Raw genomic sequence first — 22,910 nt, 5'->3', positions numbered from 1 at the left:
CATGAGCAATGCCGCATTCTCCGCCACCGCGGGCACGAAGCCTGGCACCCCCGCGCCGCTGCTCGAATTGCGCGGCATTCGCAAGCAATATGGTGGCCCTTGCGCCGGTGGCGCGCCCGCTACCGAAGTCCTGCGCGGCATCTCCCTCAGGATCGACGCGGGCGAGTTCGTCGCCATCGTGGGCAGCTCCGGCTCGGGCAAATCCACACTGATGCACGTGCTTGGCTGCCTCGACCGTCCCACTTCCGGGACCTACCTGTTCGGCGGGCACGACGTCTCGCGCCTCGGCTCGGACCAGCTCGCCTGGCTGCGCCGCGAGGCCTTCGGCTTTGTGTTCCAGGGCTACCACCTGATTGCCACCGAGAGCGCACGCGAGAACGTCGAAGTGCCCGCGATCTACGCCGGCCAGCCAGCGCAAGCGCGCAAGGCCCGCGCGGAGCGGTTGCTCATGCAACTCGGGCTGGCCGAACGTTGCGATCACCGGCCGGGCCAGCTCTCCGGCGGACAGCAACAGCGCGTGTCGATCGCAAGGGCGCTCATGAATGGCGGCCGCATCATCCTCGCCGACGAGCCTACCGGTGCGCTCGACAGCAAGAGCGGGGCCGAGGTCATGACGCTGCTGCGCGAGTTGGCCGATGCCGGACACACGATCGTGTTGATCACCCATGACCGCGGTGTGGCCGCGCAAGCGCGCCGCGTGATCGAGATTCGCGACGGTTTGGTGGTGTCGGATTCCGCGGAGGTGACGCCACCGCCCGGCGGCGGTGCACCCCCGAGCCCTTCGGCCAAGGTGCAGGACCAGGCATGGCTCGACGGCCTGCACCGCGGCGCCGAACGCCACGCCACGCTGTCGGCCGACGTAGCCGAGGCCGCGCGCGCCGCGTGGCGCGTGCTCTGGGCGAACCGCTTCCGTACGGGACTCACCCTGCTGGGCATCGTCATCGGCGTGGCCTCGGTCATCGTGATGCTGGCGGTGGGCAGCGGCTCGCAATATCGGGTGATGCAGCAGCTTTCGGTGTTCGGTGCCAACAAGATGTACGTCGATGCCATGCCAGCTACCAGCCGCGACCGCACGCCGCCCTTGTCGCTGGCCGACGTCGACGCCATCCGCGGCCTGCCCAACGTCGAAGCCGCCATGCCCTACCTGGAAGGGTTCGTCACCGCGCGGCGCGGTAACGTGGATCACCGCACCGAAGCCGGTGGCGCCACCGTCGATTTTGCCGAAGCACTCGACTGGGGCCTGGCCGCGGGCGTGTTCTTCGATGAACGCGACGAGCGCGACCTGGCAAAGGTGGCTGTGATCGGCCAGCGCGTGCGTGAAGCGCTGTTCGATGCGCATACCGACCCGCTTGGCCAGACCATCCTGCTCGACAGCGTGCCGTTCCAGGTGATTGGTGTGCTGGCAGAGAAAGGCGCGCTGTCCGGCAACTCGAGCGAGGACGAGCGCGTGGTGGTGCCATTTTCAACGGCCAGCGCAAGGCTGTTCGGGTCGCCCTATCCGACCTGGGTCTCGGTCTCGATTCGCGACATGCAGCAGGCGAAGAAAACCGAGGCCGACATCGTCTCCCTGCTGGCCGAGCGCCGCGGCAGCCGCGATGCCCGGGTGTTCAACCGGGCGGAATCGATCCGCGTGAATGCCGAGGCTAAGCGCACCATGACGTTGATGCTGGGCCTGATCGCTGCCATCTCGCTGCTGGTGGGTGGCATCGGGGTCATGAACGTAATGCTGATGACCGTGCGCGAACGCACCCGCGAGATCGGCATCCGCATGGCGACCGGGGCGCGGCAGGGCGACATCCTGCGCCAGTTCCTGACCGAAGCCGTGCTGGTGTCGCTGGTGGGCGGTGTGGCCGGCGTGGCGGCCGGCGTGGCCATAGGCGTCGCCCTCCAGGTCGCCGGCGTGCCGGCCATCCTCTCCCTCACCGCAATGGCCGGCGCGTTCAGTTGCGCCGTGGCCACCGGGCTTCTGTTCGGCTACATGCCGGCCCGGCAAGCCGCACGGCTCGACCCTGTACAGGCACTGGCGAGCGAATGAACATGCCAAGCACTCCAACCCACGCCTCTCCGAACCGCACGGGCACGCGCCTGTCGCTCCTGGCCGCCGGCCTCGCTGCCGCTGCCGCGCTGGCCGGCTGCGCGAGCCCGGTGCCGGCCGACGCGCCCCTCCCGGCCCTGCCGGCGCAATGGCGTTTTGCCACACCTGCTTCCGCCGCTTCCGCCGCTTCCGTCGCTGCGGCGGGTCCGGCCATGGGCGGCACCGATGCCATCAGTGTGAGCTGGTGGCAAGCGTTCGGCAGCGACGAACTGGCCGGCCTGGTCGCCCAGGCCCGCGCCGACAACCCGAGCCTGGCGGCTGCCTGGGCGCGCCTGCGCCAGGCGCGCGCCAAGGTCGCGGTGGCACGGGCCGGCCTGTTCCCTTCCCTGAACGGCTCGGCCGACGCAGCCAGATACGGCGGCAACGGATTGAGCCCGGATGACGACACCGCGAATTTTCGCCTGGGCCTCGCCGCCAGCTACGAAGTCGATGTGTGGGGCGGTAACCGCGCGGCAACCGCCAGCGCGTCGGCAGCATGGCGCGCGGCAGCCTTCGATCGCGACGCGGCCACCCTGGCAGTCACCAGCGAAGTGGCGCTCGCCTGGTTGCAGGCCGTAAGCCTGCGTGAGCGCACCGCCATTGCCGCGGGCATGGTCGACAACACACGACGCGTGCTGGCACTGGTGGAGGCCCGGCATGCGGCCGGCAGCGCCACCGCGCTTGAAGTCGCGCAACAGCGCGGGCTGGTGGCCAATCGCGAGCGAACCATGCGCCAGCTCGCGCAGCGCGGCAACGACAGCACCGTGGCGGTGGCGGTGTTGCTGGGCCAGCCTGTCAGCAACGTCGAGCTCCGATCGGCTTCGCTGGCCGATGTGCGCGATCCCTCGATCGACAGCGGCCTGCCAGCCGCATTGCTTGCGCGCCGCCCCGATCTGGCAGCCGCCGAAGCGAGGCTGGTCAGCGCCGACGCCGATATCGCCATGGCCCGTGCGCTGATGCTGCCGCGCCTGACGCTCACCGCAGGCGGCACGTTCGAGACGAACCGCCTGCGCGCGCTGTTCGACAACCCGATCTACTCCGTCGCCGCCGGAGTGCTCGCCCCCATTTTCGACGCAGGCCGGCTCGCCGCGGGCCGCGACGTGGCCATCGCGCGCAAGCAGGAACTCTTGGCCGACTACCGAAGCGCGATCATTGCGGCAAGTGCAGACGTGGAGATGGCCCTGAACACCATCCAGGGCGCGGCCGGGCAGCGCATTGCGCAGGACGAAGAACTGGCCCAGGCCCGTCGCGCCTTCACGCTGGCCGAATACCGCTACCGTGCCGGCGCGGAAACACTGCTCACGGTGCTTGATGCCCAACGCACGCTGTTCGACGCCGAAGATGCTGCGGCGCAGTTGCGGCTCGCCCGGCTGCAAGGCAGCGTCTTGCTCTACAAGGCGCTGGGCGGTGGATGGGAGCCCGGCATCTGAGCGAATCCCAACACGCCCTCTGCATCACATTGCTTTGCGGCCGTGCCCAAAATGCGTGGCAGGCAGACGACAGCGGCACGGTGTTCATTGCTTGTCCACCCAGCCCATTAAATATAAAATGCGAATCATTCTTATTTAAGACGCGGCGCAGTGCGCCAGTATCGAGGCGCCATGTCGACGGTCATTTCTATTCCGAAAGCGGAATTCCACACGCTGTATCGCGAGCACCACGGCTGGCTGGTCAATCTGCTGTGGCGCAAGCTGGGCAACGTCGACAACGCGGCGGACCTGGCGCAAGACACCTTTGCACGCCTGCTTACCGCCGCCGACGCGGCGTCGCTTCGCGAGCCGCGCGCTTACCTGACCACGGTTGCGAGCCGGCTCGCGGCGCATTACTTTCGACGCCTCGCGCTGGAACGCGCCTATCTCGACGCGCTCGCGCAGCAGCCCGAGGCCACCGCCCCATCGCCGGAGACCCGCGCGCTCGTGGTGGAAGCGCTGACCGCTGTCAGCGCCGTGCTCGATCAACTGCCAGAGCGTGTGCGCGAGGCCTTCCTGCTGTCGCAGCTCGATGGCCTCACCTATCGCGAGATAGCCGCAGAACTGGGCGTTACCGTCAACGTGGTGCAGAAGGCAATGACGCGCGCGTTCCTGCACTGCTATGAGGCGGTCTATGGGTAATCGCGCGGGCGAACTGCCGGGAGCGTTGCTGCCGGAAGCCGCGGCGCGCCGCTTTGCCACGAAGGGAAATGACTATCGCCCGCAGCGGCTGGACCCCGACGTCGTCGCCCAGGCAGCCGGCTGGATGGCTCGCCTGCAAGCCGGGGCGGACAGTGACCTGGATGCCGAGCGGGAAGCCTGCGAACAATGGCGCCAGGCGGCGCCGGCACATGAAGAGGCCTGGCAGCGCATGAGCAGTCTTGGCAATAGCCTGCGCAGCGGGCTCGACCAGGTCCCGCCCGCCATCGCACGGGTGGCCCTGCGCACTGCATCTCCCGTCAGCCGGCGCAGCGCACTCAAGTCCATCGTCGGATTGGGCATCGTGGCGGGCGGTGCGTGGGCAACGGCCGACCAGTTGCCGATCGACGGCCTGATGGCGGACTACCGAACCGGCGTGGGCGACCGCCGCACCATCACGCTCGAGGACGGTAGTCGCATCATCCTCAACGCGAGCAGCGCCATCAATGTCAGCATTGATGCTGCCCAGCGCACCATCCGTTTCCTGCAAGGCGAAATGCTGGTGATCGGGAATATCGGGCATACCGGCCACGCGCCAGGCAGCCCGCTGCTCGTAGCCACCCGCCACGGCAACATTGCGCCGATGGGTACCCGCTTCGCGGTGGCCGATGCCCCCGGCGGTCCCGGCACGCGCAGGCGCGATGCGCCGATCGCGGTTTCGGCGCTCGATGGAGCGGTGCGCATTGCCCCCCATGGGCAACGCATCCCGTCCACGCTGGACGCAGGCCAGCGGGCGGAGTTCATGCCGACTTCCATCTCCACGCCGGAACCCGTGGGCCCGGATGCAGGCTCCTGGGTGGATGGCATGCTGGTGGCGGACCGCATGCCGTTGCCGCGCTTCCTGGCGGCGTTGGCACGCTACCGGCATGGGGTGCTGCGCGCGGACCCTGCCCTTGCCGGCCTCTCGATCTCGGGCTCTTTCCCGCTCGACAACTCTGACGCCGTGCTGGACATCCTGCAGGATGCCCTGCCGGTGCGCGTGCGCACCGTCACGCGCTACTGGGTCTCGGTGCTGCCCGCCTGACCTGCTGCGCGCGCACCCGAAACCATCCTTTTTTTCATCGATCGCGGCAGCTTTTTCCCGTTCGCGCGTCAAGTGAATTAGCGGCACTGCGGAGCCACGCAGCGTTACGCCAATCACGACACGAACACCGAGAGGAAACTGCACCATGGCGCCACGCCCCGGCTCTTGCACCGACACGCAAGGCAACACCACGTCCGCACGCTATCGTCCCCGCCGTTACCTGATCAACCGCAAGACGCCCCTGGCGCTGGCGTTGCGCGCGGCGTTGCTTGGCGGCGCGCTAGGTGCCACAGGTGTGCTGCCGCAATTCGCGTGGGCACAAGCGGCACCGGCCGGCGCGCGCCAGTACGATATTGCGCCCGGCACGCTTGACCAGACGCTCGGCCGCTTTGGGCGCGAGGCCGGCGTCATGATCGCCATCGACCCCGAACTCACCGGCGGCCTGCGCAGCGAAGGACTGCGCGGCACCTACACGGTGCCCGAGGCGCTGTCCGTGCTGCTCTCCGGCCAACAGCTTGAAGCCGTCAGCGGCCCGAGCGGCGGCTACCGCCTGCGCCGGCGCAACGCGGTGCCCACGTCGGCCACCGTGCCGGCGGAACCCGGAGTCGCGACGCTCGCCGAGGTGATAGTCAGCACCTCGGCGGCGCGAGACGGCACTACCGAAGGCACGGGCTCGTACACCACCAATGCGAGCAACACCGCAACGCGCCTCGGCCTGACGCTGCGCGAGACGCCGCAGTCGGTCAGCGTGATCACGCGCCAGCAGATGGATGACCAGGGCCTGACCCAGCTAACCGACGTACTGGCCCAGACCCCGGGACTCACCGTCAGCCAGAGCGGCAACCTCGGGTCGGACTCGAGCGCGATCTATTCGCGCGGCTTCGCCGTGGAAAATTATCAGCTCGATGGCGTGCCCCAACTGAACAGCAATTACAACTCGCTATTCCAGACCGCCGACATGGCGATCTATGACCGCGTGGAGGTAGTGCGTGGCGCCACCGGGCTAATGAACGGCATGGGTTCTCCCGCCGCCACCATCAACCTCGTGCGCAAGAAACCCACACAGGACTTCCAGGCCTCGGTCAGCGTGGAAGGCGGATCGTGGGACTATCGCCGCTTCGGCGCCGACATCTCGTCGCCGCTGAACCAGGCCGGCACGCTGCGCGGCCGCTTTGTGGCCGCCTATCAGGAAAACAACGGCAACGTCGAGCGCTATCACGAAAAGCGCGAGGTCTTCTACGGTGTCGTGGAAGCCGACATCACGCCGAAGACCCTGGCCACGGTCGGATTCTCGTACCAGAGCTTCGATATCACGGGCATCGCGCGCTCAGGGCTTCCACTGTACTTCGATGACGGTACCCGCACCGCCTGGTCCCGCTCCATGTCCGCCGCCGCGGACTGGGCCTACTCCTATCGCAAGTCCCAGACTGTCTTCGGTTCACTGGAGCATCGGTTCGACAACAACTGGCGCGTGAAGGGCACGCTCAGCTACGACAAGACTGCCTTCGATGAAGTCCTGGGGTACGCCGGCGGCGGCTATCCCAATCAGCTCACCGGCGCCGGCGTGAACCTGTGGGCCGGGAGGTGGTCCGCAAAACCCGAACAGACCAGCGTCGACCTGTACGCCACCGGCCCACTCTACCTGTTCGGCCAGGAACATGAGCTCGTGGTGGGCTCCACGCTCGCCCGCACCGTTTTCACCGGCCCAACCTACGGCCTCTGGAGCTTCGACGGCTGGAGCGGTGACATTGCCAATATCTACACATGGAACGGCAGCACACCGCCCGCGCCCAATAACCCGCCCAACGGCAAACTGGCCTATACCGAGCAGCTGACCAGCGCCTATGCCACGGCGCGACTGCGTCCCACCGATGCCCTTTCCGTCCTGCTGGGCGCGCGTGTCACCAGCTGGCGCACCAACAGCACCACCAGCTACGACACCGGAGAAAGCTATGTCGACGATCGAAAGGAAAATGGCAAGATCACGCCATATGCCGGCCTCGTGCTCGACTTCAGCAAGCACTGGTCCGCGTACGCGAGCTACACCAACATCTTCAAGCCGCAGAGCAACCGTGCGGTCAATGGCGATTTCCTCGATCCCCTGATCGGAAACGGTTACGAAATCGGCACCAAGAGCGCGTTCTTTGACAACCGCCTGAACTTGTCCGGGGCACTGTACTGGATCAAGCAGGACAATCTCGCGGTGGCCATTCCCGGCGCGATCGCCCCCGACGGCTCGCAGGCTTACTACGCCGCATCCGGCACCAAGACCAAGGGCTTCGAACTCGAAGCGGCCGGACAGATCACGCCGAGCTGGCAAGCCAATATCGCCTTCACGCGCAACCTGACCACCGACGCCGACGGCAAGGCGCTCAACACCAACATTCCACAGGACAGCTTCAAGCTTTTCACGACGTACCGCTTCGGCGGCTTTGCCCGCGGCCTCACCGCCGGTGGTGGCGTGCGCTGGCAAAACCAGATCTACAGCGAGGACATGGGTCCGCTGGGGGTGCGATTCACGCAGGGCAGTTACGCCGTCGTGGACCTGATGGCCCGTTACCAGTTCACGCCAAAGATCGCCGCAACCCTCAACGTGTACAACCTGCTCGACAAGAACTACTACACGAGCACCAGCTCGTCGTTCTATGGCACGCCGCGTAGCGTGCGGCTCGGGCTGAACGTCAGCTACTGACCGCTGCGACGGCAAGGCAGCGTAGTCCGATGCAGCGCCTCGCCCTGCGCATCCATCTGCGCATCCAACCCCGCTATCGCATTGAGCGCCTTGTCCACGTCACCGAAGGCCGCGACGATCACGGCGTGGCAGCCAGCCAGCAGTTCCTCGTGCTGCGCCAGCGCCAGATCGCGCGCGCCGCGCAGCCGGCCGCCCTCCAGCACTGCCGAAACACCGCCACCCGCCGTGACGGCCTCCCCTGCCGATGCCGCCATGAAGCGCGCCTCTTCCCTCGTCTTTGTTATAATGCGAATCGTTCTCATTTTTGTTGTGACCGGTGCTGCGCACCTGTTGATCGGGAAGGATTGCCATGCCGGCCGCGGAATCCGCACCACAGCGCGAATTGCTAGCGCTCTACACCGACCATCACGGTTGGCTATGCACGTGGCTGCGCGGCCGGCTCGGCTGCACGCATCGCGCCGCCGACCTCGCCCACGACACCTTCCTGCGCCTGCTGGCGCGTGAAGAAACCCTCGGCATCGAAGAACCGCGCGCGTTCCTGACCACCGTCGCCAAGCGCGTGCTGTCGAACTACCGGCGGCGCGAGCAGCTCGAGCGCGCCTACCTCGATGCGCTGGCGCGGATGCCGGAGCCGCTGGCGCCCTCGCCCGAGGAGCGCGCCATGCTGCTGGAAACCCTGCTCGAAATCGACCGCCTGTTGTCGGGCCTGCCGACCGAGGTCAAGCGCGCGTTCCTGCTGTCCCAGCTGGACGGCATGGGGCAGGCGGACATCGCCGCGCAGCTCGGGGTGTCCGTGACCACCGTCAAGCGCTACCTCGTGCGCGCCGCCACGCAGTGCTATTTCGCGGTCTCGGTGGAGTAACGCGATGCCCGCTGAAACCGCCCCTTGCATCCCGCCCGACGTCGCCGCGCGCGCGGTCGAATGGCTGCTGGCGCTGCAGGACGAGGGTGCCACGCCGGCCACGCGCCAGGCCTGGGAGCGCTGGCGCACGGCACATCCCGATCACGCCCGGGCCTGGGAACGGATCGAACGCGTCAATGCGCGGCTGCAGCACTTCGCCTCACCCGAGGCAGCCGCCGCGGCACGCGCCGCGCTGCTGCCGCCGCGCTCGCGCGGGCGCCGCGAGGCGGTCAAGGCGCTGGCGCTGCTGCTGTTCGCCGGCGGCATCGCCTGGACCGCCGAGGAACATGCGCCCTGGCGCGAATGGCTGGCGGACGAGCGCACCGCGGTGGGCGAACGGCGCAGCCTCGTGCTGGCCGACGGTACCGTGGTGTCGCTCAATACGGACAGCGCCATCGACGTGCGCTTTTCCGCCACCGAGCGCCGCGTACGGCTGGTCGGCGGCGAGATCATGGTCGTCACCGGCAAGGACGGCGCCGCGCCGCGGCCCTTCCTGGTGGAGACCGAGCAGGGCGAATTGCAGCCGCTGGGCACGCGCTTCACCGCGCGGCGCCTGCCGGATGCGAGCCGGGTAAGCGTGTTCGAGGGCGCGGTCGCCATCCGTCCGCGCGACGGCGCCGGCCTGGCCCGCACGCTGCGCGCCGGCGAACAGGCCAGCTTCACGCGCACTGCCATCGGCCAGACCATGACAGCCAGCGAGGCGGATACGGCCTGGGCCGACGGCATGATCGTCGCCACCCGGATGCGCCTGGACGACTTCCTCGCCGAACTCGGCCGCCACCGCCCGGGCCGGCTGCGCTGCGATCCGGCCGTCGCCGGGCTGCGCGTGTCCGGCACCTTCCCCCTGGCCGATACCGACCGCATCCTCGACGCGCTGCGCACCACGCTGCCGGTCCGGATCGCCTTCCTGACCCGCTACTGGGTAACCGTACAGGCCGCGGACTAGTGACTGCGCGGTGCCTCCGGCGGCACCGCGCGGGCCTGTCCGCTTTTTTTCCGTGCCCGGGGTGGTCTGTTTCCGATTCTCGCGGGACATAGGAGATAAGCGCACCACATCTCCGAACTTTCCGCAGAGCCATCCTCATGGAACACCACCGCATCACCACACGCGCCCTCGGCGCCGACGAGGTCACGCCGCCGTCACCGACACGGCGCCTTGGCCAACACCAGCAACCCAGGCCACTGCGGCAGCCGCCGCCGCGCGCCGTGAGCCGCCCGCTGGCGTGCGCCCTGGGCCACGCGCTGGCCGCAGCGGGACTGGGCATGGCGGCGCTCGCGCCCGCCACCGGCGCGGCCGCCGGCGCCGCACCCTCGCAGCCCGCGCAGCCATCGCCGGCGCGGGCCTATGACATCCCGGCGGGCCCGCTGGAAGACGCGCTCAACCGGTTTGGCCGCGAAGCCGGCATCCTGCTGTCCTTCCCGCCGGAAACCACCGCCGGCCTGCAAAGCAAGGGGCTGCGCGGGCAATACGGCGTGCCGGAAGCACTGGGCGCTCTGCTCCAGGGCACCGGCCTGGCCGCTGTGGCGCAAGGTTATGGCGGCTACGCGCTGGTCCGGCGCATCGAGCCGGCCGCCGCCACGCCGCTGGCGCCGGGCGAGGCGGCGCTGCCGCCCGTGGTGGTGCAGGCCGATGCCGCCCGCGAGGAAAGCTACCGTCTGCCGACCACGGCCTCCGTGATGCGCTCGGACACGCCGCTGCTCGACATCCCGCAGGTGGTCAACGTGGTGCCGTCGCAGGTGCTGCGCGACCAACGGCCGCGCAACCTCGATGATGCGCTCGGCAACGTCAGCGGCATGACCCAGGGCAACACGCTGGCCGGCACGCAGGACACCATCCTCAAGCGCGGCTTCGGCGGCAACCGCGACGGCTCCGTCATGCACAACGGCATGCCGCTGGTACAAGGGCGCGGCCTGAACGCGGCGGCCGACAGCGTGGAAGTGCTCAAGGGCCCGTCCTCGCTGCTGTACGGCATCATGGATCCCGGCGGCGTCATCGACATCGTCAGCAAGCGGCCGATGCTGCAGCAGTACAACGCCATCTCCATGCTCGGCACCACCTACGGCCACGGCAAGAACGGCGCCGGCGGCACGCTCGACACCACCGGCCCCATCGGCACCTCCGGCCTGGCGTACCGGCTCGTCGTCGACCAGGTCGACGAGCAATACTGGCGCAACTTCGGCGAGCACCGCGAGACGCTGGTGGCGCCCTCGCTGGCCTGGTACGGCAAGGACACGCAGGTCGTGCTGTCCTACGAGTACCGCAAGTTCCTCTATCCGTTCGACCGCGGCACCGCGCTCGACCCCAAGACCAACGAGCCGCTGGCGATTCCCAGCCGGCGCCGGCTCGACGAGCCGTTCAACAGCATGGACGGGCAGTCCCACCTGGCCCAGCTCGTGGTGGACCACCAGTTCAACCCCGACTGGAAAGGACACTTCGGCTACAGCTACAACCGCGAGACCTACGACGCGGGCCAGTTGCGCGTGAGCGGCGTGAACAGTACCACCGGCATCCTCACCCGCAGCAACGACGCCACCCACGGCTCGCTGAGCACGGACAGCTACGGCATCGCCTACCTCGACGGCCGCTTCCAGGCGGCCGGCATGCGCAACGACCTGCAGGTCGGCGTGGACAGCGAATACCGCCGCATCTACCGCGCCGACCTGCTGCGCCAGGCCACCACCTCGAAGTTCAACTACTTCAACCCGGTCTACGGCCTGGAGCCGCCGTCCAGCACCGTCTCGCCCAGCGACAGCGACCAGACCGACACCCTGCACACCACCTCGCTGTTCCTGCAGGACAGCCTGCACCTGACCGACAAGTGGATCCTGGTCGGCGGCGTGCGCTTCCTCTCCTACAGCCAGCTCGCCGGCCGCGGCCGCCCGTTCATGGTCAACACCGACCTCAGCGGCAACAGATGGCTGCCGCGCGCCGGGGTGGTCTACAAAGCGACCGAGGCGGCCTCGCTGTACGCTAGCTACACGCAATCGCTCAAGCCCACCTCCACCATCGCCCCGCTGAGCAGCGGCGTGGTGATCGATTCGTCGGTGGCGCCGGAACAGGCGCAGTCCTGGGAACTGGGCACCAAGCTGGACTTCGCCGGCGGCCTGAGCGCCAACCTGGCGCTCTTCGACATCGACAAGAAGAACGTGCTGGTGTCCCAGTACAACGACACCACCAAGCTGACCGACTGGCGCACCTCCGGGCGCGCGCGCTCGCGCGGCGTGGAGCTGGACGTGGCCGGCCAGATCGGCAACCGCTGGAACATCATCGGCAGCTACGCCTTCATCGACGCCAAGACCACCGAGGATCCGCTCTATGCCGGCATGCGGCTGTGGAACGTGGCGCAGCAGACCGGCTCGCTGTCGGCGGTCTACGACTTCGGCCAGGTCTTCGGCACCGACCGCCTGCGGCTGGGCGCGGCGGGGCGCTACGTGGGGCGGCGCCCGGGCGACTCGGCCAACAGCTTCGCGCTGCCCGCCTATGTCGTGGCCGACGCTTTCGCCACCTACGAGACCAAGGTGGGCGCCACGCAGAAGCTGCGCTTCCAGCTCAACGTCAAGAACCTGTTCAACCGGACCTACTACCCGTCCAGCGCCAACCGGTATTTCGTCGCGGTGGGCGACGCGCGCCAGGTATCGCTGCTGACCACGCTGGAATTCTGAGGAACGAGGAAACCCATGAACACGCACGACCTCCGGCGAGGCGCTTGCCGCGCGCGCCGCCACCGCCTCGCCGTGAACCCGGGCCGCCGCGCGTTCGCCGCGTGCCTTGCCGGACTGCTGCTGTCGGCCGGCGGCCTGGCCAGCATGGCCGGCGGCGCGCACGCCGCCGAGCCCGCGGGGCACGGCAGGAAGATCGCGCTGGTCGTCCAGGCCGGCGGCCCGGACCTGCCGGCGGACCTCAAGATCAAGGCGCATCTCGAGGCGCGCGGCTACGCGGTCAGCCTGCTGCCGCAGGACCAGCCGGCCGACGCCGCACTGGGCGCCGACCTCGTGATGATGTCGTCCACCATCGCGGCCAAGAACGTGGCCGGCGGCTGGCGCACCCTGCCCAAGCCGCTGCTGACCTGGGAGAACGACCTGCTGGACGACCTCGCCATGACCGGCAAGCGCCACGACGTGGATTTCGGCGAAGCGCCCAGGGAACGCTACCTGTGGCTGGTCAACGCGCCCCATCCGCTCTCCGCCGGGCTGCCCGCCGGCGTGGCCAACGTCTACGAGCGGCAGGCCGGCATGAGCTGGGGCAAGCCCGGGCTGGGCGCCAGCATCATCGCCACCCTCTACGGCCAGCCCGACAAGGCCGCCATCTTTGCCTACGAGAAAGGCGCCACGATGGACTACGAGACGCTGGCGCCCGCGCGGCGCGTGATGTTCTTCCTCGGCAACGACACCTTCGCCAACCTCGCCGCGCCCGGCCGCCAGCTGTTCGATGCGGCGGTGGACTGGGCACTGGGGCTGCGCTAGGGCAATGCGTACGGCCCGGCCCGGAAAACCGCGCGCCATTCAAATTCGACCGTGGCCCACGAAGACACTGCCTTGGGATTCATCTGGTCTACATATTCCCTGCCTGTGTAATTGACAGCGCCGGTCAGCGTCAGACCCGGCAACCGCGGGAGGTCCCACTCGCCGCTGACATTGGCCATCACGGTCGGTACGCCGACTGGACGACTACCCCGTGTGGCGGCGCTGTTGGTCTTCGTGAGCTCGCCGTCGGGCAGCGTTACGCCACCCAGCACACGCACGCCCCGGTAAGCCTCGCCCGACAGCGTAAATTCGAGGCCCTGGTTGCGCTGCTCGCTGTCGATCGCATAGACAGTACCGAACAACTGGCCGCTCGGCTTGCTCATGCGGAGCGCGGCCAGCGTCGCCAACAGCTTGACCGAATCGAACTTCACTCCGACCTCTTGCTGCTTGGTCTTGTATGGCGCAAGAACCTGCCCGGCATTCGACGCCGTGCCAGGCGCGATGTCGCCCTTGCTCAGCCCTTCGACGTAGTTGGCATAGAACGACACGCGGTCCCATGGCTTAAAGACAACACCCGCCAGCGGCGTAACGGCGCTCTCGTTGTATGAAGCAGTCTGGACGCCGGTCGTCGCGCTGTAGTTGCCTGATTTGACCTGCTGGTAGCGCGCGCCGACGGTCAACTGCACGCGGTCGTCGAGTACACCAAGGGTGTCGGCAAACGCCCCACCGGAGAGCGTGGAGTCGTATATCTTCGGCGCGCCACCGGGCGACGCGACGTTCGGTTGTGGACGATCAAGGGGAGCGTAGATATTGGAGGTGATGGAAGCGCCTGCGTTACTGCCGTTACCCAGGCGGTCCTTGTTTCAAGGCTGGTCGTACACCCACACCGAACCGTCGGCAAGGCGCACGGCGATGCGCAGCTTGCCGTTAGCGTCGACGGCGCCCGCGAAATCCAGCCCAAATGCATTGCCGGGCAGCGCGAGCATCAGCGGCGTGCTGCCGTCCGTATTGGCGACGATGATGGCGGACCAGGACGCCGGGAGGCCCAGCACGAACTGCGGGATGGCGCTCAGCTTGACCAGGGGCGGCGCCGATGGCACTCGGGTGACATAAGGCTGGGACGGTCCGGAATTGACAACGATGCCATTACCGCTCGCGTAGCCGTAGATCGGTGCATTTGCATCGGTGGCGCCACTGGAAACAGCGCCAAGGCCAAGGGGTGCCAGGTCGCCCAACGTCATGAACTCGGCGCCGGCCTCCAGGCCCAGGAAATCGCGTGTTCCATTCGATTGGATAGCCAGGCCACCACCAGCAGGTAACGGACGCGCGTCGATGATCGGCGTGCTAATCAAAACATTCCCGCGCGCGCCTCCGCCCACGGGCTGCCACCACCACCTCCGCTCATTGGCACACCAGCCGGCCGAAACGATGCCGGTGCCGTCCGTTGCCCTCACGAAAGCGCGTCCCGCGGTCGTGCTCGCCGCATACTGCGCGCAGCCGACCAGCGAGAAGTCCGCGCGCGCTCCGACAAGCTCCGCATCGAAGCTGCCAAACGGCACGCTCGCGGCATCGGCGCCGAGTTGCACCACCACCGCCGAATTCGCCGGGTCCGTGTCCGCCGCCAGCCACATGCCTTGCACCGCCGCCGGCAATGCCGCAGCAGGTTCGCTCGGCGCAGCGCCGGCAGACCCGAAGCGTTCCAGCCGCGCCGGCTGGCTGCCGTCCGCGGTCAGCCGCCACACGCGCGTGCCGTCGATCGCCAGGCTGACCACCGACGGGTTGGCGATGGGCGCATCCGGCAGGCGGCTCCAAATGCCCGGGGACGTCAGCGGCAGCGTGCTGCTGTTGGTGCGGCCATCCGGGTAGGTCGCGGTCAGCGTCAGCGTCGCGGCATAGGTGCCGGTCTGCGCGGCGTCGAGGCCGATCGTCACGCTGGTGCTGGTGGGCATGCCGACGATGGATGCGGCCGTGCCGCTTTGCTGGATCGACCACGCCAGCGTCGCCCGGCCGGCCAGGTCGGCGCCCGGCCCGTCGGTCAGCGTCGCCGTCACGGTGCCGGTGCGGCCCGGCTTCACGTTCAGCGACGGCGCCGAGAACGCGATCGACGGCAGCGCCACCAGCGGCCGCGCCAGCGCGGCATTGGCGCACAGCCGGTCGCCCACCGGCGTGCTGGCGCACGCGGTGAGTTGCCCCGTGCCCGCCAGCGTGCCCGTGGTGGAAACCTGCGCCGAATGGCTGTCCGCCGCCGGCGCGGCGGCGAACGTGGCGTTGTCGACCGCCCACGACCAGTCCGTCAGGTCGGCCGCGCCGTCGACGCCGTCCGAGCGCCGCACCACCGCCGTGACGACCTGCGCCGCCGCGCCGTAGTTGACCGTCAGCGTGGAGGGCGACAGCGTCAGCGCATAGGTCTTCGCCGCCGGCGCCTGCACGGCCAGGTGCGTGGTGCTGGTGGCCTGGCTGCCGTCGGGCAGCGTCGCCGTGGCGACGATGTCGACCTCGCCGGGCGCGAGCATGCGCACCGAGGCATAGGTACCCACCGGCTGCATCATGCTGGCCGCCGCCGGCGCCTGGTCGGAGGCCGACACGATTACCGCGACCGCTTCGTTGGACGACGACCACGCGAATTTGGCGCCCTTGACCTCGAGGCCGTCGGCGCCGAGCAAGGTAGCCTTCAGCGTCAGCGTGCCGCCCTGCGCGGGCGCGGCCGTGCCGGTGTCGACGACGAGGCGGCTGCTGGGTGTCTGCGTGGCTGGGGAAGATGGCGTTTCGTCGCTGCCGCAGGCGGACAGCAAGGCCGCGGCGAGGACGAGCGAGAGCAGGCCGGCCGCGCGAGACCGCGCGCCGGCATGGATACCTTGGAACATGTGACCTGACCCGTTTTTATTTATTGGCAAGTGCGCGCCGCCGGCGTGCCAGGGTCTCTTTCGATCTGCCGACGCGACATGGGCGCTAGGGATGTGCCCGGGCGACTGTAGCAGCGAGGGGTTCCCCTCCTCCATACCCCTTCAGGGCTATTAAGTTTTGCAATGTAGCGCACGCGCGGCCGACCCACGGATGGCAGCGCGGCAATCGGTGAAGGCGCCAGCGGCGAAAGAGCGCGGCTACGATGCTGCGAAGAAGATCGTCGGGCGCAAGCGGCATATTGCCGTGGATACAAATGGGCGGCTGCTGATGGTGAACCTGACGCCTGCAGACATTGCCGACAGTACAGGGGCAGTGACGGTACTGGAGGCCTTGAAGAGGCGGTGGCCGAGCCTGAAACATCTGTTTGCTGATGGTGCGTACGATCGTCGCGCGCTGATGGATAAAGCCGCGACGCTCGACTTTGTCGTCGAGGTGGTGCGTCGCCACGAGGATCAGGTTGGCTTCGCAGTTCTGCCCCGGCGTTGGGTAGTGGAACGTACCTTCGGCTGGATGATTCGCTGGCGTCGCCTGGTCAGGGACTACGAGCAACGTCCCGACGTGTCCGAGGCAATGGTCTATATCGCAATGGGCGGACTTCTGCTACGCAGAGTCGTCCATCCTTGAATTTTCAAACAGGCTCTAAGGTCTCGATCCGAAGGCAAGGTGCAAAGGGGAATCATGGATCCCATCGTACCGAGAGACCAGTGAACTGACACCGAGCACCTGGAACACTGACGGTTCTCGGTATCGACCCGGACTGAGACTGGTGCATCGTGCGCCTATTTCCCTCGTTGGAGTCCCTGCGGCCACGTACATTCGAAACCCTGGCGCATCTGGCGCGAGCACATCGATCCCAGAAATTTTCAATCTCATATCACTGACACGAACCCGCCCCGGTATTGCCGTGGGGCGGCTCATCCATCAAGTTATCTCTTCATGGAGTCAGCGTGATATCCATCCAACGACCTTCCCGACCGCTTCCGGCCATCGTCATCCTCGAGACCAGCAGGCACGCTCGCCTCGACAATTTCACCAAACGCATGAAGCCCGCGCCGCGCTGCCGACTCATGGACAGCGGTGCAGCAGCGCGCCCGGCCTACACGCTCCCGGGGCACACGCAATGACACCACCCTGCCCGCTGTGCAACTCTACTGAATGGGATCGGTCGGTGACGACCGTATTGCTACCGAGTGATTACTGATGTCCCCTCTGATCCAAAAACTGCATCCGGCCTTGCGCCTCGGCCAGCAGCTCACGATGGCCGCCTCTGGCAAACCACTCTTCAGTCGACAGGGAGGATGGGATGGCGGCAGCACGCTGCATTGCACCGCCATGGCACTCGCGCTGCTCGGCAAGCTGTCCGATCCGGTCCAGGTCTGGCGGTATGCACACGGTCCCGAGGCCAGATTCTGGGACCGCGCCTCCCCTCATTACCTGCATGGCCTGACGCTGGCAGAACTGGCGAGCTTCATTTGGGAGCTGAACTGCGGCTTGCGACCGGTCACGGCCGAGGGAAGATCGACAGCGGTACTCCGTTTCTGCGCGCAGGAACTAGCCAAGGGCTGGCCGGTAGTCATCGGCTGGCACAACCGGTACCCGGCGTCAGCGCACGCTGCACTGGTGGTCGGGGTGGAGGGACGGCAGCGGGCTCGGGGTTTCGTGCCCCATGCCCTACTGCTGCTAGACCCGGCCGAGACCGGACCTGGGCTTGCCGCCTTCAATGGACGGATGGAGTTCGGCAAGGCCGACGATCGGACGACATACGTCATCGCTACCGGACGGCGCCCTGTCACGATCGAGGGCTGCATCTCGATCCGGCGATCGGACGGAACGGCATAGCTACCGCAGCCGGCTGCGCTTGATCTCGGGCGGTGTCGCAGCATTCGCACGGCGCTCCCCACTCGGAGCGCGTGGAACCTCTGTCATGGGCTCGAAAAGCGCTGCCAGGCTGATCCCGATCGCGTGGCAAATGTCTGCCAATGTCTCGATGGACGGATTGGCGATCCCGCGCTCGATGGCGGAGATGTAGGTGCGGTCGACCTGCGCCTCGAAGGCCAGCGTCTCCTGGGATTTGTCGGCCGCATGCCGGCACTCCTTGATGCGCCTGCCAAGTACCGCGGAGACAGGAACGGCGCGAGAAGCCGCAGGCGCGGCAGAGCGACGGGGAGGTTTGTCCGGGCGAGAGGCAGTCATGCCGGGCAGGATGCCTGCCCGGCGACTGATCCTCGACGTTCTATATTCGTCTTTTGTTGTAGTGTTTACTCTACAATAACTCCCGTTTTTGACGTCAACCAGTTCATGAGCCATCTCGGTGCCCTCCCTTCCCGAGGGCATCGAGGACATGGCGACCTTGCGTCGCCGTGCTTTGGCCGCGTGTTCCCCCGGAGTTCACAGACCTGCGCTGCTGTGCGCGAGGTCTATTACCTATTCAGATCACAAATGAAAAAACAGCTCAAAGAATTGATCGGCCCCAAGGGCCGTCTGGTGTCACTGTTCCGAACCCTGCGGGCGGTGCCCTTTGCTCTGGAATTGCCCGTCTTCGGCACGGTGTCGACCCTCGACGAGGTGCTCAACATTCACGACAACTTCGGCAAGGGTGAGCTGCGGCACCCTGAAGTCGAGAACCATTTGCGCAGCGCAGCAGCACCTGTCGTCGTCGATTGCGGCGTCAACATCGGCGTGACGATCCGCTGGTGGCATCACCTCAACGACAGGGCACGTGTCTTCGGCTTCGACATGATGCAAGAGGCCCATGCGTTCACCCAGGATCGCATCGGTGGCGCGGGAAGCTGGTATGAACCGATCACGTGCGCGCTATCGGCAACCGAGGGCGACAGCCTGGAGATCAGTTTCGATGATCCGCTCTTCGGAGAGAACAGCGTCACCGCAACGGGACGCCGGCAAACGCGGACCGTGAAGACGGGCACGCTCGATGCCCGCCTCGCTCCATACGGTCTCGCGCACATTGACCTTCTGAAGATCGATATCGAGGGACATGGTGCCGAGGCGCTGAAAGGGGGATCGCGCACGCTGGAACGCACGCGCTATGTCCTCTTCGAGACGCACAGCCAGCAAGAGATTTCGGAGGCGTCGAACCTTCTTCATGACGCCGGTTTCCGGCTGATTGCCATGCGCAACCGCACACTGGTCTACAAGCACGACGCGAAGAGTGGCACTTCCGTTTAATTTTATCCCTCGAAAAAAGACAAATATGACCATATCACATTACAAGAGGAACAGTCGGCACCTCCTGATAGTTGCAATGGTTTCCCTCTGCCTATCTGCGTGCGGAGGCAAAATCCTCGACGTGAGAAATGCAGAGATTGTTAACGGAAAATTCTATCAAAGCGGAGCGAATGAACCGTTCTCCGGAACGGTCACGAACGTACCCAGTGGATTTGTGTTTTCAGTGGAGCCTGGGCTGCAGTTAGTAAGCAATACCGCTGTGGAAGCCATGACCTATGCGAATCCCGGCGTCGAAAATATTAGATTAACAATATTCAGAGAAACCGGCCTGGGGTCCCCAGCCAGGACTCCGGAAGCAGCTTATGTACTATGCGACGTGCGAGTGCAAGAGGGCATGCTCGACGGGCCTGTAAAATGCAAGAAGGCCGGTACGGAAAACATCATGCTCGAAACAACGATGAGCGCAGGACACGTCGACGGCAAGCTGGCCGCCTATATGTTCCGCAACGGCGACCGCCTCCCCGTGGTGACGGCCACGCTCAAGCATGGGCAACTGGACGGCAAAGAGGAAATCTACAGTCTCCACACGAACAGACTCATCCATCGCATTGAGTGGAACAATGGCATTGGCGATGGCACCGAGGAAGCGTTTGACGAAAGCACTGGCAACCGTACCATGCAGATCAATAACGTCGATGGAAAATATGATGGCGATTATATCGAATACACACCGAACGGTGATCGCATCATCCATCGGTTAAAGTTTGATAAAGGAGTACCGGTTGGTGGTGAGGAATCATTCGATCCGAAGACCGGGAAACTCACCGGACAGGCCCAATACGTAAATGGAAAATTACAGGGAACGCTAAAGCGCTGGGATAGCAGTGGAAAGTTGATATACGAGAGAGAATATCAAAACGGCGAGATGCTGAGGCCAAATGATGCCGTCACCGAATGTACTAATAATCGGGCTCAAGCCTATGAACAAGCCACGGGTCATTACGAAGAATCCGCTCAGCGCGATGAGTGGGATGCTGCATGTAGAGAGGAGCGGCGCTTGGTGTCTGATTCAGTGACGCGAGGAGCGCAGTAGGATGCAGCAGAACCCCTGGGCGCACAACAGCGCCCAAGGAACAAGACCACACCGACTAAGTATGCAACCGCCTGCTCACGTGGAATATAGCTACGGTGGTAAGCATTGGGACCGGCACGTACACGCTGTCAACGGCAACTATGCTGCCACGCTTGAATTCAGCTTGCAGTGCCTCTCGTTGACGTGCCAACACAGCCGCCTGCCCGTCCTTCCTCCGCTCCATTTCCACTGTCGTCATCAGCATCGGCTCCCACTCCGGCCGTTCCTTCAGATCACGATAGGCCATCAGAAAAGCAGCGGCCTCTTCATCAGAGATTGGATACCGCAGTGGTGGCAACTGAGGCAGCACGCCCTCAAGCCAACAACGCTCACTGTCGCTCAGCGCAAAGGGCAGCCACGCCTCACGGACTTGATCCTGCGAAGCGTCTACGGGAGATTCCACTGCTCCTTCGCTATCTGGGCACCATGGCTCCAGAATCGACTGGCCACGGGGGAGCGCACCATCGGAAATTGGCCCCAATTGGAACTCGCCCTCGGAAGACTGCCCTTTGCCATCTGGGAGCCGACGCACAGTGAAGCTGTGTCTTGTTCTCCTCCCGACCACGCATCCCATTCCCTCTGGTGGCTGCTCATCAGCAGGGCAAATGGCCTGAGCTATCGCACGACAGAAATCCGAGAATTCAATCAGGGGACCAGAGGATAGTTCGACACGGACTCGCACGTGTTCCTCTTGCATTGGTGGTCAATGACTTCGAGAGTACACGAGGAAAGGCTGACAACCGCCGGGATAGGCTCCATCTGATGATGGGCTGGCTGATGGGCCAGAAAAAACAAAACCCCGGAAGACCGCGATCTTCCGGGGTTCTGCCGCCAATACGATTTGTAGTGGCGGAGACGGAGGGATTCGAACCCTCGATCCAGGTTTTGGCCCGGATGCTCCCTTAGCAGGGGAGTGCCTTCGACCTCTCGGCCACGTCTCCCAAACCTGCCGTTGCGTGAGGGAGGCCACACAACGAAGCGCGTATTCTATCGAGGTGTTTTCAATTGGTCAACGAAGTTTCGATGACCAATCACAAAAATTTGCGCACCCCGCAAAACCCGCGGCGGGCCGCATGCGGCCTGCCGCGCCGGATCACGCCTGATCCAGCTCGAACACCTTGTGCAGTGCGCGCACCGCGAGTTCCATGTACTTCTCGTCGATCAGCACCGAGATCTTGATTTCCGAGGTGGAGATCATCTGGATGTTGATGCCTTCTTCGGACAGCGTGCGGAACATCTTGCTGGCGATGCCGACATGCGAGCGCATGCCCACGCCGACCACCGAGACCTTCGACACCTTGGGGTCGCCCGATACGCTGGCGGCGCCGATGTGGGCCTTCACGCCGTCGTTCAGGATGGCCAGCGCGCGCTGGTATTCGCCGCGCGGGACGGTGAAGGTGAAGTCGGTCTTGCCGTCGACGGACTGGTTCTGGATGATCATGTCGACGTCGATGTTGGCGTCGGCGATGGGACCCAGGATCTGGTATGCGATGCCGGGCTTGTCGGGCACGCCCAGGACGGTGATCTTGGCCTCGTCACGGGCAAAGGCGATGCCGGAGATGACGGCTGCTTCCATGTCAGACTCTTCCTCAAAAGTGATCAGCGTGCCCGAGTGCATTTCTTTCTCGAGCGGCATCAGGGGGTCGGTCAGCGACGACAGCACGCGGGTCTTCACGCGGTACTTGCCGGCGAACTCCACCGAGCGGATCTGCAGCACCTTGGAGCCGAGGCTGGCCATTTCCAGCATTTCCTCGAAGGTGATCTTGTCCAGGCGGCGGGCGTCTTCGACCACGCGCGGATCGGTCGTGTAGACCCCGTCCACGTCGGTGTAGATCAGGCACTCGTCGGCTTCGATGGCGGCGGCGATGGCCACGGCCGAGGTATCCGAGCCGCCACGGCCGAGCGTGGTGATGTTGCCCTCGTCGTCGATGCCCTGGAAACCGGTGATGACGACCACGCGCCCGGCATCGACATCGCTCAGGATGCGCTCGTCGTCGATCGACTCGATGCGGGCCTTGGTGAAGGCCGAATCGGTTTTCACCGGCACTTGCCAGCCGGTGTAGCTGATGGCGTCGATGCCCTCGCCTTGCAGCGCGATGGCCAGCAGCGCCACGCTGGCCTGTTCGCCGGTGGAGGCCAGCATATCCAGTTCGCGCGGGTTCGGCTGGGCCGAGATCTCCCTGGCGAGGCCGAGCAGGCGATTGGTCTCGCCCGACATGGCCGAAGGCACCACGACTACGCGGTGACCGGCGCGGTGCCATTTGGCAACGCGCTTGGCGACATTCTTGATGCGTTCCGGAGAACCCATCGAAGTGCCGCCGTATTTGTGAACGATGAGAGCCATCTTCTTGTCGACGCCAGCGAT

General features: G+C 65.9%; 18 protein-coding genes, 1 tRNA gene and 1 pseudogene. 13 read left to right on the top strand and 7 right to left on the bottom strand.

Translation table 11 applies throughout. The annotated features are described in order from the left end of the window. Position 1 precedes the first annotated feature (1 nt). The 5 genes from ACKI2N_RS07530 to ACKI2N_RS07510 all read left to right on the top strand — a co-directional run bounded on the left by ACKI2N_RS07530 (position 2) and on the right by ACKI2N_RS07510 (position 7,958). Positions 2-2,035: a MacB family efflux pump subunit gene (locus tag ACKI2N_RS07530; RefSeq protein WP_420995100.1), complete on the top strand. Its 2,034-nt coding sequence runs from the start codon at positions 2-4 to the stop codon at positions 2,033-2,035. Continuing rightward, positions 2,032-3,504: an efflux transporter outer membrane subunit gene (locus tag ACKI2N_RS07525; RefSeq protein WP_420995101.1), complete on the top strand. Its 1,473-nt coding sequence runs from the start codon at positions 2,032-2,034 to the stop codon at positions 3,502-3,504. Before ACKI2N_RS07530 ends, ACKI2N_RS07525 begins: the two co-directional genes overlap by 4 nt. A gap of 171 nt (positions 3,505-3,675) precedes the next feature. Further along, positions 3,676-4,185 carry a sigma-70 family RNA polymerase sigma factor gene (locus ACKI2N_RS07520; protein WP_420995102.1) on the top strand — a complete coding sequence of 170 codons (510 nt, stop codon included), beginning with the start codon at positions 3,676-3,678 and terminating at the stop codon, positions 4,183-4,185. After that, positions 4,178-5,266 carry a FecR domain-containing protein gene (locus tag ACKI2N_RS07515; RefSeq protein ID WP_420995103.1) on the top strand — a complete coding sequence of 363 codons (1,089 nt, stop codon included), beginning with the start codon at positions 4,178-4,180 and terminating at the stop codon, positions 5,264-5,266. Before ACKI2N_RS07520 ends, ACKI2N_RS07515 begins: the two co-directional genes overlap by 8 nt. Positions 5,267-5,411: 145 nt before the next feature. After that, a complete protein-coding gene (locus tag ACKI2N_RS07510) occupies positions 5,412-7,958 on the top strand; it encodes a TonB-dependent siderophore receptor (protein ID WP_420995105.1) in 2,547 nt (848 codons plus the stop codon). Here ACKI2N_RS07510 and ACKI2N_RS07505 read toward each other — a convergent pair. Further along, complete coding sequence (locus tag ACKI2N_RS07505; protein WP_420995106.1) at positions 7,952-8,260, bottom strand: hypothetical protein; 309 nt, start codon at positions 8,258-8,260, stop codon at positions 7,952-7,954. The genes ACKI2N_RS07510 and ACKI2N_RS07505 overlap by 7 nt on opposite strands. 47 nt (positions 8,261-8,307) lie before the next feature. Between ACKI2N_RS07505 and ACKI2N_RS07500 the strand changes: the two genes are divergently transcribed. The 4 genes from ACKI2N_RS07500 to ACKI2N_RS07485 all read left to right on the top strand — a co-directional run bounded on the left by ACKI2N_RS07500 (position 8,308) and on the right by ACKI2N_RS07485 (position 13,323). Further along, the gene (locus ACKI2N_RS07500) at positions 8,308-8,820 is read left to right on the top strand and encodes a sigma-70 family RNA polymerase sigma factor (RefSeq protein WP_420995107.1); all 513 of its coding nucleotides are present in this window, start codon (positions 8,308-8,310) and stop codon (positions 8,818-8,820) included. A 4-nt stretch (positions 8,821-8,824) separates the two neighbouring features. Then, on the top strand, positions 8,825-9,805 hold the full coding sequence (locus ACKI2N_RS07495) for a FecR domain-containing protein (RefSeq protein ID WP_420995108.1): 981 nt from the start codon (positions 8,825-8,827) through the stop codon (positions 9,803-9,805). 137 nt (positions 9,806-9,942) lie between these two features. Beyond that, a complete protein-coding gene (locus ACKI2N_RS07490) occupies positions 9,943-12,522 on the top strand; it encodes a TonB-dependent siderophore receptor (protein ID WP_420995109.1) in 2,580 nt (859 codons plus the stop codon). A 15-nt stretch (positions 12,523-12,537) separates the two neighbouring features. Then, entirely contained in the window at positions 12,538-13,323 is a 786-nt protein-coding gene (locus tag ACKI2N_RS07485; RefSeq protein ID WP_420995110.1) for a hypothetical protein, read from the top strand. Here the strand turns inward: ACKI2N_RS07485 and ACKI2N_RS07480 are convergent. Both ACKI2N_RS07480 and ACKI2N_RS07475 read right to left on the bottom strand, forming a co-directional pair. Further along, positions 13,320-14,072 (bottom strand): TonB-dependent receptor, encoded by a 753-nt coding sequence (locus ACKI2N_RS07480; RefSeq protein ID WP_426990841.1) that lies wholly within the window; start codon positions 14,070-14,072, stop codon positions 13,320-13,322. The two genes, ACKI2N_RS07485 and ACKI2N_RS07480, sit on opposite strands and share 4 nt — an antisense overlap. 114 nt (positions 14,073-14,186) lie before the next feature. Further along, positions 14,187-16,187 (bottom strand): hypothetical protein, encoded by a 2,001-nt coding sequence (locus ACKI2N_RS07475; protein WP_426990680.1) that lies wholly within the window; start codon positions 16,185-16,187, stop codon positions 14,187-14,189. Positions 16,188-16,386: 199 nt separating this feature from the next. On the opposite strand from ACKI2N_RS07475, the pseudogene ACKI2N_RS07470 reads away from it, so the two are divergent. After that, positions 16,387-16,851 (top strand): annotated as a pseudogene (locus ACKI2N_RS07470) (IS5 family transposase); the annotation flags it as partial. Between the two features lie 576 nt (positions 16,852-17,427). Next, on the top strand, positions 17,428-18,066 hold the full coding sequence (locus ACKI2N_RS07465; protein ID WP_420992543.1) for a hypothetical protein: 639 nt from the start codon (positions 17,428-17,430) through the stop codon (positions 18,064-18,066). On the opposite strand, the gene ACKI2N_RS07460 is transcribed toward ACKI2N_RS07465, so the two are convergent. Further along, entirely contained in the window at positions 18,067-18,432 is a 366-nt protein-coding gene (locus ACKI2N_RS07460; protein ID WP_420992907.1) for a helix-turn-helix domain-containing protein, read from the bottom strand. A gap of 234 nt (positions 18,433-18,666) precedes the next feature. Here ACKI2N_RS07460 and ACKI2N_RS07455 point away from each other — a divergent pair, with 234 nt between their 5' ends. Continuing rightward, a complete protein-coding gene (locus tag ACKI2N_RS07455; protein WP_420992544.1) occupies positions 18,667-19,413 on the top strand; it encodes an FkbM family methyltransferase in 747 nt (248 codons plus the stop codon). Positions 19,414-19,534: 121 nt separating this feature from the next. Further along, positions 19,535-20,506 (top strand): toxin-antitoxin system YwqK family antitoxin, encoded by a 972-nt coding sequence (locus ACKI2N_RS07450; RefSeq protein WP_420992545.1) that lies wholly within the window; start codon positions 19,535-19,537, stop codon positions 20,504-20,506. 55 nt (positions 20,507-20,561) lie between these two features. On the opposite strand, the gene ACKI2N_RS07445 is transcribed toward ACKI2N_RS07450, so the two are convergent. The 3 genes from ACKI2N_RS07445 to ACKI2N_RS07435 all read right to left on the bottom strand — a co-directional run bounded on the left by ACKI2N_RS07445 (position 20,562) and on the right by ACKI2N_RS07435 (position 22,889). Next, positions 20,562-20,948, bottom strand: a complete 387-nt coding sequence (locus tag ACKI2N_RS07445) for a hypothetical protein (protein WP_420992546.1) — start codon at positions 20,946-20,948, stop codon at positions 20,562-20,564. Positions 20,949-21,392: 444 nt separating this feature from the next. Next, positions 21,393-21,486, bottom strand: a tRNA-Ser gene (locus ACKI2N_RS07440). 152 nt (positions 21,487-21,638) lie between these two features. Beyond that, positions 21,639-22,889, bottom strand: coding sequence for an aspartate kinase (locus ACKI2N_RS07435; RefSeq protein WP_420992547.1), 1,251 nt, complete (start codon positions 22,887-22,889; stop codon positions 21,639-21,641). Positions 22,890-22,910: the final 21 nt, after the last annotated feature.

The sequence above is a fragment of the Cupriavidus sp. 30B13 genome, from assembly GCF_049059565.2.
In the GTDB taxonomy this organism is placed as follows: Bacteria; Pseudomonadota; Gammaproteobacteria; order Burkholderiales; family Burkholderiaceae; genus Cupriavidus.
The sequence above is the reverse complement of the archived record's forward strand: the minus strand, read 5'-3'. Positions and strand labels throughout refer to the sequence as shown.

What these genes read in the sequence shown, in the direction of transcription:
- ACKI2N_RS07515 (WP_420995103.1), top strand. Translation starts at nt 4,178, where the DNA reads ATGGGTAATCGCGCGGGCGAACTGCCGGGAGCGTTGCTGCCGGAAGCC.
- ACKI2N_RS07490 (WP_420995109.1), top strand. Translation starts at nt 9,943, where the DNA reads ATGGAACACCACCGCATCACCACACGCGCCCTCGGCGCCGACGAGGTC.
- ACKI2N_RS07465 (WP_420992543.1), top strand. Translation starts at nt 17,428, where the DNA reads ATGTCCCCTCTGATCCAAAAACTGCATCCGGCCTTGCGCCTCGGCCAG.
- ACKI2N_RS07505 (WP_420995106.1), bottom strand. Translation starts at nt 8,260, where the DNA reads ATGAGAACGATTCGCATTATAACAAAGACGAGGGAAGAGGCGCGCTTC.
- ACKI2N_RS07455 (WP_420992544.1), top strand. Translation starts at nt 18,667, where the DNA reads ATGAAAAAACAGCTCAAAGAATTGATCGGCCCCAAGGGCCGTCTGGTG.
- ACKI2N_RS07500 (WP_420995107.1), top strand. Translation starts at nt 8,308, where the DNA reads ATGCCGGCCGCGGAATCCGCACCACAGCGCGAATTGCTAGCGCTCTAC.
- ACKI2N_RS07520 (WP_420995102.1), top strand. Translation starts at nt 3,676, where the DNA reads ATGTCGACGGTCATTTCTATTCCGAAAGCGGAATTCCACACGCTGTAT.
- ACKI2N_RS07525 (WP_420995101.1), top strand. Translation starts at nt 2,032, where the DNA reads ATGAACATGCCAAGCACTCCAACCCACGCCTCTCCGAACCGCACGGGC.
- ACKI2N_RS07510 (WP_420995105.1), top strand. Translation starts at nt 5,412, where the DNA reads ATGGCGCCACGCCCCGGCTCTTGCACCGACACGCAAGGCAACACCACG.
- ACKI2N_RS07435 (WP_420992547.1), bottom strand. Translation starts at nt 22,889, where the DNA reads ATGGCTCTCATCGTTCACAAATACGGCGGCACTTCGATGGGTTCTCCG.
- ACKI2N_RS07485 (WP_420995110.1), top strand. Translation starts at nt 12,538, where the DNA reads ATGAACACGCACGACCTCCGGCGAGGCGCTTGCCGCGCGCGCCGCCAC.
- ACKI2N_RS07495 (WP_420995108.1), top strand. Translation starts at nt 8,825, where the DNA reads ATGCCCGCTGAAACCGCCCCTTGCATCCCGCCCGACGTCGCCGCGCGC.
- ACKI2N_RS07530 (WP_420995100.1), top strand. Translation starts at nt 2, where the DNA reads ATGAGCAATGCCGCATTCTCCGCCACCGCGGGCACGAAGCCTGGCACC.
- ACKI2N_RS07475 (WP_426990680.1), bottom strand. Translation starts at nt 16,187, where the DNA reads ATGTTCCAAGGTATCCATGCCGGCGCGCGGTCTCGCGCGGCCGGCCTG.